This window comes from Massilia sp. 01N410 (assembly GCF_056399665.1).
Genome location: NZ_JBFTRV010000025.1, coordinates 56,831 through 67,662 on the forward strand (window position 1 = coordinate 56,831; position 10,832 = coordinate 67,662).

General features: G+C 65.4%; 10 protein-coding genes. 4 read left to right on the forward strand and 6 right to left on the reverse strand.

Going from position 1 to position 10,832, the window contains the following annotated elements:
- The first annotated feature begins 20 nt into the window (after positions 1–20).
- The gene (locus tag AC1DOP_RS24515; RefSeq protein WP_477253875.1) at positions 21–1,163 is read left to right on the forward strand and encodes a sensor histidine kinase; all 1,143 of its coding nucleotides are present in this window, start codon (positions 21–23) and stop codon (positions 1,161–1,163) included.
- The gene (locus tag AC1DOP_RS24520) at positions 1,148–1,777 is read left to right on the forward strand and encodes a response regulator transcription factor (protein WP_442124003.1); all 630 of its coding nucleotides are present in this window, start codon (positions 1,148–1,150) and stop codon (positions 1,775–1,777) included. Before AC1DOP_RS24515 ends, AC1DOP_RS24520 begins: the two co-directional genes overlap by 16 nt.
- Here the strand turns inward: AC1DOP_RS24520 and AC1DOP_RS24525 are convergent.
- The 5 genes from AC1DOP_RS24525 to AC1DOP_RS24545 form a co-directional block, all read right to left on the reverse strand.
- A complete protein-coding gene (locus AC1DOP_RS24525) occupies positions 1,744–2,382 on the reverse strand; it encodes a hypothetical protein (RefSeq protein ID WP_442124002.1) in 639 nt (212 codons plus the stop codon). The two genes, AC1DOP_RS24520 and AC1DOP_RS24525, sit on opposite strands and share 34 nt — an antisense overlap.
- An 82-nt stretch (positions 2,383–2,464) precedes the next feature.
- Positions 2,465–5,263, reverse strand: a complete 2,799-nt coding sequence (locus AC1DOP_RS24530; RefSeq protein ID WP_477253878.1) for a valine--tRNA ligase — start codon at positions 5,261–5,263, stop codon at positions 2,465–2,467.
- 39 nt (positions 5,264–5,302) lie between these two features.
- On the reverse strand, positions 5,303–5,740 hold the full coding sequence (locus AC1DOP_RS24535) for a response regulator (RefSeq protein WP_442124000.1): 438 nt from the start codon (positions 5,738–5,740) through the stop codon (positions 5,303–5,305).
- The gene (locus AC1DOP_RS24540) at positions 5,737–6,912 is read right to left on the reverse strand and encodes a sensor histidine kinase (RefSeq protein ID WP_477253880.1); all 1,176 of its coding nucleotides are present in this window, start codon (positions 6,910–6,912) and stop codon (positions 5,737–5,739) included. Before AC1DOP_RS24540 ends, AC1DOP_RS24535 begins: the two co-directional genes overlap by 4 nt.
- A gap of 180 nt (positions 6,913–7,092) precedes the next feature.
- Complete coding sequence (locus AC1DOP_RS24545; RefSeq protein WP_442123998.1) at positions 7,093–7,773, reverse strand: class I SAM-dependent methyltransferase; 681 nt, start codon at positions 7,771–7,773, stop codon at positions 7,093–7,095.
- Positions 7,774–8,096: 323 nt separating this feature from the next.
- On the opposite strand from AC1DOP_RS24545, the gene AC1DOP_RS24550 reads away from it, so the two are divergent.
- Complete coding sequence (locus AC1DOP_RS24550; protein WP_442123997.1) at positions 8,097–8,750, forward strand: ANTAR domain-containing response regulator; 654 nt, start codon at positions 8,097–8,099, stop codon at positions 8,748–8,750.
- Positions 8,751–8,755: 5 nt separating this feature from the next.
- Here the strand turns inward: AC1DOP_RS24550 and AC1DOP_RS24555 are convergent, their stop codons facing one another.
- Positions 8,756–9,772: a GlxA family transcriptional regulator gene (locus AC1DOP_RS24555; protein WP_442123996.1), complete on the reverse strand. Its 1,017-nt coding sequence runs from the start codon at positions 9,770–9,772 to the stop codon at positions 8,756–8,758.
- Positions 9,773–9,909: 137 nt separating this feature from the next.
- On the opposite strand from AC1DOP_RS24555, the gene AC1DOP_RS24560 reads away from it, so the two are divergent.
- Positions 9,910–10,832 (forward strand): zinc-binding dehydrogenase (locus AC1DOP_RS24560; RefSeq protein ID WP_442123995.1); only part of this gene is annotated, 923 nt, incomplete at its 3' end.

The following is a 10,832-nucleotide window of genomic DNA, read 5'->3' on the forward strand; positions in this document are numbered from 1 at the left end:
AACCACTACAACACCAAGCGATGCAGACTCTCAAGCGCGTGCTGGCCGGGCCCTGGGTGCCGCCGGAACTGGGCAAGCTCCCCTATCTATGGGCCTTCTCTCTGACCTTCATGCTGTGGCAGTACTTCTTCGTGCCGCCGCGCGCGATCGAGCTCGTGATGTTCGGCGTCACCGCCGTGCTGTTCCTGCCGCTCTACCTGTACAGCTTCTGGGCCGAGGGGCGGGCGGCCATCCTCTGCATCGCCCTGACCTGCCTGATCGGCGTCATCTGGATCCCCTACAACACGGGCGCCGGCACGCTGTTCGTGTTCGCGGCCGGCATGTGCGGGCGCCTGTCGCCGGGGCGCAATGCCTACCGGATGCTGGCGGCGGTGCTGGGCCTGGCGACGGTGGGCGGCTATCTGCTGTCGCCGATCGGCAAGACCTTCCTGCTGGCGCCCTGGATCATCGGCGTGGCGGTGGGCCTGGGCTCGATCATGGAGTCGGAACAGCGGGCCGCGCGCAGGCAGCTGCTGCGCAAGCAGGAAGAGGTCGAGCACATCGCCCGCATCGCCGAGCGCGAACGCATCTCGCGCGACCTGCACGACCTGCTGGGCCACTCGCTGTCGCTGATCGCATTGAAGGCGGAACTGGCGAGCAAGCTGGCCGGGCGCGACCTTGAGGCCTGCAAGCGCGAGATCGGCGACATCGAAACCACCGCCCGCCGCGCCCTGGCCGAAGTGCGGACCGCCGTCACCGGCTACCGCGACAGCGGCCTGTCCGGTGCCCTGGCCAGCGCCCGCGCCAGTTTGGCCGCGGCCGGCGTCGAATTGCGCGAGGACGTGCCGCCGCATTTCCTGCACGGCGCTTTGGCGGCAGGGCAGGAACACGTGCTGGCGCTGGCGCTGCGCGAAGCGGTGACCAATGTGGTGCGCCACGCCGGCGCCACCCGCTGCACGGTCAAGCTGGCGCTGGAACGGCAGGAGGCCGTGCTGAGCGTGGCCGACGACGGCGACCGCCTGCCCGCCGGCGGCGAAGTCCGCGCCGGCAACGGCCTGAGCGGCATGCGCGAACGCGCCGCCAGCGTGGGCGGCCGGCTGGCGATCGCCGTGGACAAGGGCATGCGCCTGGAGCTGCGCCTGCCGGTGAAGGAATCGAAGGAGACGGCATGTCCGCGAATCTGATCCCGCATCCGATCCGTATCGTGATTGCGGAAGACCAGGCCCTGGTGCTGGGCGCGCTGGCGGCCCTGCTCGGGCTGGAAGCCGATCTCGAGGTGGTGGGCACGGCCGGCAACGGCAAGGACGCCTTGGCGCTGTGCCGCGAGCTGCGGCCGGACGTCGTGCTGACCGACGTCGAGATGCCGCAGATGACCGGCCTCGAACTGGCGGCGCGGCTGGCAGAACTCGACCTGCCGAGCAAGGTGGTGATCGTGACCACCTTCGCGCGCAGCGGCTACCTGCGGCGCGCGCTGGAGGCCGGGGTGCGCGGCTACCTGCTGAAGGATGCGCCGGCCGAGAACCTGGCGGCGGCGATCCGGCAGGTGGCCGGCGGCGGCAGGGCGATCGCGCCCGAGCTGGCGCTGGAGAGCTGGAGCGCGGGCCAGGACCCACTGTCCGACCGCGAGCGCCAGGTGCTGCGCCTGGCCGGCGAGGGCAAGACCAGCGCCGAGATCGCGAAACAGGTCCACCTGTCCGAGGGCACGGTGCGCAACTACCTGTCCGAGGCGATCAGCAAGCTGAATGCCGGCAACCGGATCGAGGCTTACCGGATGGCGAGGAATGCGGGCTGGCTCTGATCAGGATAGGGCGTACCGTCGGGGAACCGGCATCGGGCAACCTCACTGAAGGCCGTCTTGTGCCAGACCAGCCGCCGGGCAAGTAAGGGATTCCCGTTCATTCTCTCAGGACTCGCGGTGTCGCACTTGAAAAGTCGCTTGTGCATCCGATAAGCGAAGACCTCGTCGATCTTGGGATGCGAATGCAGGGTGGCGTGTTCGTAGAAAACGAAATAAGCGGGATTTTCCGGGCTAATACGCCGGATCTCGAGGGCAAACTCGCTGTCGACATACGTTTCTCCCCGTCGCTTCCTTGTGTAGTTATCGGAGTATCTCTCGGTGCCATGCCATCCGCGTTGAAAGCGGACCGCGATGCCTTCGCGCCGAGTGCATTCTCCAATCTTGATGAAGCGGTGGGCTTCGTTTTTGAATCGGTAGAAATAGACGCCAATCGAAGCACCGACGCCCGCAGCCTTGAGACATTTGAGTACATGGTTGTCTGGAGCCACGATCAGATCGTCGGGGCTGGCAAGGAGTACGCATACCACGCGCTCCTTCCCCGTGCCGCGCCCTGACGCGGCCTGGTATTCCTGGTACGCCATGCGGCAAGGTTCTGAATTCATCATCGTTGTGCCAGTAGAGTGTTCGTGAGGTCGAAAAAAATGCGCCGGCGTGAACCGGCGCATTTTAGTGAACGGCGATGAATGATCAGGCCGGCGGCAGCTTGCCCAGCTGCTCCTGCATCTTGGCCAGGGTGGCGCCGAAGCTGGCGACACGTTCGCGTTCCTGGGCCACCACGGCGGCCGGGGCGCGGGCCACGAAGCTCTCGCTCGACAGCTTGCCCTCGGCCTTGGCGATCTCGCCCTGCAGGCGCGCGATCTCCTTCGACAGGCGCTCGCGCTCGGCGGCGACGTCGATCTCGACCTTCAGCATCAGCTTGGTGGTGCCGACGATCGACACCGCGGCCGGCGATTCCGGCAGGACGTCGACGATCTGCACTTCCGACAGCTTGCCCAGCAGCTGGACGTAGGGCGCGAAGCCCTTGGCCGCCTCGCGGTCGGCTTCCGAACCCGGTTCGACGATCAGCGGCACGCGCACCGACGGCGACAGTTTCATCTCGCCGCGCAGGTTGCGGGTGGCGTCGGTCAGCTTCTTGAATTGCGCCATCCAGGCTTCCGCGCCTTCGTCGATCGCCGCTTCGTCGGCGATCGGGTAGGGTTGCAGCATGATGGTGTCGCCGGTCTTGCCGGCCAATGGCGCGACGGCCTGCCACAGCGCCTCGGTCACGAACGGAATGATCGGGTGCGCCAGGCGCAGGATCACTTCCAGCACGCGCAGCAGGGTATGGCGGGTGGCGCGCTGCTGCGCCTCGGTGCCTTGCTGGACCTGGACCTTGGCCAGTTCCAGGTACCAGTCGCAGTACTCGTCCCACACAAAGCTGTAGATGCTGCTGGCGATGTTGTCGAAGCGGTAGTCGGCGAAGCCTTTCGCCACGTCCTGCTCGACGCGGTTCATCAGCGAGATGATCCAGCGGTCGGCCTGCGACAGGTCGGCCGGATCAGGCTTGCCGCAGTCCTTGCCCTCGGTGTTCATCAGCACGAAGCGGGTCGCGTTCCACAGCTTGTTGCAGAAGTTGCGATAGCCTTCAGCGCGGCCGAGGTCGAAGTTGATGTTGCGGCCCAGCGAGGCGTAGCTGGCCATGGTGAAGCGCACGGCGTCGGTGCCGAAGGCCGGGATCCCTTCCGGGAATTCCTTGCGCGTCGCTTTCTCGATCTTCGGCGCGCTGCGCGGGTCCATCAGGCCGGTGGTGCGCTTGGCCACCAGCTCGTCGATGCCGATGCCGTCGATCAGGTCGATCGGGTCCAGGGTATTGCCCTTCGACTTGGACATCTTCTGGCCGGAGGAATCGCGCACCAGGCCGTGCACGTAGACCGTCTCGAACGGCACCTTGCCGGTGAAGTGCGCGGTCATCATGACCATGCGCGCGACCCAGAAGAAGATGATGTCGAAGCCGGTCACCAGCACCGACGAAGGCAGGAACAGGTCCATGTCCCTGGTCTGTTCCGGCCAGCCCATGGTCGAGAAGGGCACCAGGGCCGAGGAGAACCAGGTGTCGAGCACGTCCTGGTCGCGCTTCAGCTCACCGCTGATGCCGGCCGCCGCCGCCTTCTGCTGCGCTTCCTCGTCGCTGCGGGCGACCACGATCTCGCCGTTCGGGCCGTACCAGGCCGGAATGCGGTGGCCCCACCACAGCTGGCGCGAGATGCACCAGTCCTGGATGTTGTTCAGCCACTGGTTGTAGGTGGTGGTCCAGTTCTCGGGCACGAACTGGATCTCGCCGTTCGCCACTTTTTCGAGCGCCACGTCGGTGATCGACTTGCCCGGATTGAAGGTGCCTTCCGGCGCCGGCTTGCTCATCGCGACGAACCACTGGTCGGTCAGCATCGGCTCGATGATGACGCCGGTGCGGTCGCCGCGCGGCACCATCAGCTTGTGCGGCTTGACCTGTTCCAGCAGGCCCTGGGCTTCGAGGTCGGCGACGATCTTCTTGCGCGCTTCGAAGCGGTCCAGGCCGCGGTAGGCTTCCGGCGCGTCGTCGACGATTTTCGCGTCGAGCGTCAGGATGCTCGGCATCGCCAGGTTGTGGCGCTGGCCGACCGCGTAGTCGTTGAAGTCGTGGGCCGGGGTGATCTTCACGCAGCCGGTGCCGAAGGCCTTGTCGACGTAGCTGTCGGCGATGACCGGGATCTCGCGGCCGCTCAGCGGCAGCTTGAGCATCTTGCCGTGCAGGTGGGTATAGCGCTCGTCGGTCGGATCGACCGCGACGGCGACGTCGCCCAGCATGGTTTCCGGACGGGTGGTGGCGACCGTCAGGTGGCCGCTGCCGTCCGCCAGCGGGTACTGGATGTACCACATCGAGCCGTCTTCTTCCTGCGAGTCGACTTCGAGGTCGGAAACGGCGGTGCCCAGCACCGGGTCCCAGTTGACCAGGCGCTTGCCGCGGTAGATCAGGCCCTGTTCGTACAGGCGCACGAAGACTTCGGCCACGGTCTGCGAGCGCGGCTCGTCCATCGTGAAGTATTCGCGCTTCCAGTCGGCCGAGGCGCCCAGGCGGCGCATCTGGCCGGTGATGGTGTTGCCCGACTTTTCCTTCCACTCCCAGACCTTCTCGACGAAGGCTTCGCGGCCGAGGTCGTGGCGCGAGATATTCTGGGCGTCCAGCTGGCGCTCGACCACGATCTGGGTCGCGATGCCGGCGTGGTCGGTGCCCGGGATCCAGGCGGTGTTATAGCCACGCATGCGGTAGTAGCGGGTCAGGCCATCCATGATGGTCTGGTTGAAGGCGTGGCCCATGTGCAGGGTGCCCGTCACGTTCGGCGGCGGCAGCTGGATGCTGAACGAAGGCTTGTCGGCGTCCATGGTGGCGGCGAAATAACCTCGCTGTTCCCATTCGGTACGCCAGAATTGTTCGATGTCGGCTGGCTCGAAAGACTTGGCTAATTCCATGATATGGCTGTAGTGGCGTTTAATTTGCGGAAACGGTCATTATAGATGACGGGATGGCCCCTGCAATGGCGGCCGCGTCACCGGTTGGTATTCTCCGCGCAGGACGCTGTCGATCTGCGCGAAGGTGGCGGGCTTGGTCAGGTGGTGGTCAAAACGGGCGTCGATCACGCGCGCCAGCGTTGCCTGATCGTTCCAGCCGCTCAGCGCAGCGACCACGATCCGTTCCAGGCCGGTAATCCGGCGCAGCCCGACGGCGGTCTCATAGCCATCCATGACCGGCATGCCGAGATCGAGAAAGACGACCTCCGGCTGAAACTCGCGGGCACGCGCCAGGCCGCGCGCACCGCTGGCGGCGGTGGCGACTTCATGGCCGTACAGTTCGAGCCCGACGGCCATCAGTTCGCGGGCGTCGTCATTGTCGTCGATCAGCAGGATCCGTCGCGCGGGCGTCGGTCGTCCCTCGGCAGGCGCGCTCACTGGAGGTCGTCTGCACGCAAGCCTGGCTGCAGACGGCGCGGCAAGGTGAGGCGGAAGGTCGTGCCCTCCGCCTCGTTCGACTCGACGCTGATGCTGCCCTTGTGCGCGGTGACGATCTCGCGTGCGATGAACATCCCGATGCCGAGGCTGGTTTCGCGGACGTCGTTTGCATTCTGCTTGATCGCCAGGCGCACCAGCGGATCGAACACGCTGCCGATTTTGTTGGCCGCAATGACGGGCCCTTTGTTGTTGACGGCAACGCTGACGTCCTTCTCGGTCGACGACATGCGCACGCCGATCGGTTCGCAGGGCGCGCCATACTGCAGCGCATTGCCGATCAGATTGGACAGGACTTGTGCGAGCCGGTTGTCGTCGCCATACAGGTCCTCGCGGCTGAAACTGTTGAAATCGATGATGCGCTCGGGATGGGAGGTGCGCAGTTCGTCGACGACGTTCATGCAGACCTCGGTCAGGTTCATCCTCTTCAGCTTGACCGGAATGCCGGCCCCGAGGTGGGTGCGGGTAAAGTCGATCAGGTCGGCGATCAGTTTGTTCATCCGCTGGCCGCTGTTGAACATGCGCGTTGCCGCCAGCACGTACTTGCTGGGTATGTCGTTCGCCCGCATCAGGAAGGTGGAGCCGGTGACGACCGTGCCGAGCGGGTTGCGCAGGTCGTGTCCGAGAATGGCCAGGAACATGTTTTCCGATTGCTTGACCATGGCGGCGTAGCGCGCAACCGATTCGGCCAGTGCCTGGTCGATGGCTTCGTTGAAGCGCATCACGTCTTCCATGTCGGTGACCTGGGTATCCTTTGCCTGCGACGCCCACAGGTGCAGCACGCTGGAGCGCAGCGCCCGGTATTCCGATACCAGCTGGTCGACATTGTAACCGGACAGCAGGCGTGCCTCGGCATGGGTTTCCGCTGCGCTATCCTGTTTGCCGCGCGGCGCTTTTCCTTTGGATTTCTCCGCCTGCTCGAGCGATGTTTGCGGCGTCTTGAGGTCGTCCGCGATCGCCGTCAGCATCAGCTTGGCGTGGTCGCGCAGTGCGATGTCGTCCATCGTCAGGGCTGGCGGTTCGATGGTGCGCGCAAAGTCTTCCCACTCCTGCAGGATCGGCTCCATGTTCGTGACGATGAAGTCGGATAATCGTATGGTTGTTTTCGTGAGCATGCCTGCCTTGTGCGAATGCGGGTAAAGTCAGGACGGCTGCCCGGACTGCAGCACGATCAGGAAGACGACCGAAGGAGATTCACGCAGGAATGATCCGCCATGGCGAACGCAGGCTGGGGGAGAGACCGACAATAATGAGGCCTGAGGGATGCGGCACCAATATACAGCCGGAACCCGCTATTACCTACTCTTATTTTCCCGGATGCCGATCAGCGAGCCCACCAGGATCAGCGACACCGGTTTCCCGGTGTCCGGATGCACGGGTTCGCGGATTTCCCGCAGCCGCAGGCCATGGCTGAGGTACAGATCGACCCAGCTGCCCAGTGTGCGGAAATACCAGGGCGGCGGATCGGTGAAGCCGGCGTTGAAACCCGCCCAGCTGCCTTCGCGCCAGCCGTCGCGGTAGGGCGCATCGCCGCAGGCCGCGACCGGATGCATGGTCTGGACTACGAAATGGCCGCCGGGCCTGAGGAAGCTCGGCGCCGCGCGGAACAGGCCCGCGACGGACTCTTTGCCCAGCAGCGAAAAATTGCAGATGGCGACATCGAGGGCCAGGTCCAGGCCGCCCTGCGCGATCTCTTCGTAGGACATGCTGCGGAAGTCGCCGCCGCCGGCCTGGCGCGCGGCCTCGACCAGGCCGGGCACGACGTCGACGCCGAGCATGGCGACGCCGTCGAGCGCGCGCACCAGCCAGCCCTCGCCGCAGCCGATATCGATGCCGCTCGCCGGCCCGAGGCTGCGCACCGTGTCGACGATGGCGCGGTTGGTGACCAGGGTGCGGCTGGCGATTTCGCCTTCGCGCACCGCCTGCACCCACGGCGAGGTGTTCTTGCCCCAGGAGGCGATGATTTTCGTGTCCATGATCGCTCGATTCTAACCAAAGGAAGGCGCCGAAGCGCCGTCTTTTATTTGCCGCAGCCCAGCGAGCCATCGCATCCACGTTGAAGATCTCCGGCTTGACCGAGTCTGGACGCGGCGACCAGCGACTTCACGTCCGCCTTTGCGCCGGGGTTTGAATCGTGCACGAGAGTTATTGCTCTATCGTCTTTGCATATGATTCAATTGATACAGATCGAAATGCACCGAGAATGTGCATTCTATATTTTTCGCCGCCGGAACCGGAGTTGGGAAGACTCCGTCAATTCCGGCGATTGCTTCTTCTTCCGCTGCGAGAACACAACACGATGAGTGCGCCCGCTTCCTCCCGCCGGCCGATCCTGCTGGTCGACGACGATCCCCTCCTGCTCGAATTCCTCGCCACCGTACTGCAGCACGCCGGCTACGACACCGTGGGCGCCGCCTCGGCGCCGGAAGCGCTGCAATGCATCGCCGAACGGGATGCCGCGCACCAGGAACCTTGCTTCGCGATGGCCCTGCTCGACATCACGATGCCCGGCATGTCCGGCCTCGACCTGGCGCGCCGCCTGAGGGAGCACACCGAGGTGCCCTTCATGTTCCTGTCCTCGGTGGACGATGCCGAGACCGCGCGCCAGGCTGCCAGCCATGGCGCGCTCGGTTTCGTGGTCAAGCCGGTGGATGCGGCCCGCCTGCTGCCGGCCTTCGAGGCGGCGCTGGCGCGTGCGGACGAGATCCGCCAGCTGCGCCGCACCGAGGCCAACCTGAACGCGGCCCTGGCCGCCGGCCGCGAGACCAGCCTGGCCGTGGGCCTCCTGATGGCGCGCTACCAGACCGACAGGAATACCGCCTTCGAAGTGCTGCGCGACCATGCGCGCTCGAGCCGGCGCAAGGTCAACGAGGTGGCCGAACAGATTGTCGCGGCCGAGGAGCTGCTCAACAGCCTGCACGGGGCGTTCGCGGGCCGGCTGCGCGGCAAGTAAAAGGCTTAGTTTCGCTGCGCCGAGGCCACGCCGGTGGTGGCGAAGCGTTCGCGGTAGAGGGTGGGGGCGATCCCCATCCGCTTCTGGAAGGCGCGGCGCATCTGCGCCTCGCCATTGAAGCCGGCGCGCGCCGCCACCGTCTTGAGCGGCAGTGCGAGGTCGGCCAGCAGTTGCCGGGCGCGTTCGAAGCGGCAGGCGGCGATGAATTCCTGGGTACTCATGCCGACTTCCTGCAGGAAGACGCGGGCGAAGTGGCGCTCGCTCATCATCGCCTTTTCCGCCAGCTGGGTCACGCTCAGCCGCTCGTGCAGGTTTTCGAGGATCCACTTCTGGATCTCGCGGATGCCGGGCCGCGCCGTGCGTTCGCTCAGCAGGTGGGAACTGAACTGCGACTGTCCGCCCGGGCGCTTCAGGTAGACCACCATGTCGGTCGCCACCTGCAGCGCCAGCTCCTTGCCGAAATCCTCTTCGACCAGGGCCAGCGCCAGGTCGATCCCGGCGGTGACGCCGGCCGAAGTCCACAGGTTCCCGGCGCGCACGAAGATGGCGTCCGCATCGACGGCGATGTCCGGATGCTCGGCCTGCAGGCGTTCGGCCACGCTCCAGTGGGTGGTCGCGGCCTTGCCGTCGAGGATCCCGGCCGCGCCGAGGAAGAAGGCGCCGGAACACAGGGCGGCCAGGCGCTGCAGGCGCGGGCCGGCGGCGGCGACCCAGTCGACGATGGCGCCGCCTTCGGCCAGCGCGCGGTGGATGTCGCGGGCGCCGACGACGATCGCCGTATGCGGCAGCGCCAGCAGGTCGAGGCACTTGCCGGCGTGCAGCGACATCAGGGTATCGGAGGGCACGCTGCCTTCGCTGCTGGACGCGATGCGCACCTCATAGCCGTCCGGCTTGCCGCTCTTGCGCAGGTGCACGTTGGCATATTCGAAGACCGACATCGGACCGATGGCTTCCATGGCCTTGAAGCCGGGATAAACGACGATATCGACGGTAATTGCCGGGGACGCTGGCCTGTTCTGCATGGGTCTGTACTGCTCTTGACGGCTGACAAATCCGGTCATTATTGCATTAATTTCGGACATCCAGCAGAGCGCCTATTGGCCGCGGCATGGCTTGTGCGGATAATGGCAGGATTGCACAACCACTCAGGAAATCCCATATGAAAACCAAGGCAGCGATTGCATGGCAGGCGGGTAAGCCGCTAACGATCGAGGAAGTCGAGCTCGAAGGCCCTAAGGCGGGCGAGGTGCTGGTCGAGGTCAAGGCCACCGGCATCTGCCACACCGACTGGTACACGCTGTCGGGCGCCGATCCGGAAGGCATCTTCCCGGCCATCCTCGGCCATGAAGGCGCGGGCGTGGTGGTCGACGTCGGTCCCGGCGTGACATCCCTGCGCAAGGACGACCACGTCATCCCGCTGTACACGCCGGAGTGCCGCCAGTGCAAATTCTGCCTGTCGCAGAAGACCAATCTCTGCCAGGCCATCCGCTCCACGCAAGGCCGCGGCCTGATGCCGGACGCCACCTCGCGCTTCTCGCTGGACGGCAAGCCGATCTACCACTACATGGGCACCTCGACCTTCTCGAACTACATCGTGGTGCCGGAAATCGCACTGGCCAAGATCCGTTCCGACGCACCCTTCGACAAGGTCTGCTACATCGGCTGCGGCGTCACCACCGGCATCGGCGCCGTGATCTTCACGGCCAAGGTGGAGGCGGGCGCCAACGTGGTCGTGTTCGGCCTGGGCGGCATCGGCCTGAACGTCATCCAGGCGGCCAGGATGGTCGGCGCCGACAAGATCATCGGCGTGGACATCAACCCTGGCCGCGAAGAGATGGCCCGCAAGTTCGGCATGACCCACTTCGTCAATCCGACCCAGGTCGAGAACGTGGTCGACGCCATCGTCCAGCTGACCGACGGCGGCGCCGATTACTCCTTCGAATGCATCGGCAACGTCACCACCATGCGCCAGTCGCTGGAGTGCTGCCACAAGGGCTGGGGCCAGTCGATCATCATCGGCGTGGCCGAAGCGGGCAAGGAGATTTCGACCCGTCCGTTCCAGCTGGTCACCGGCCGCGTCTG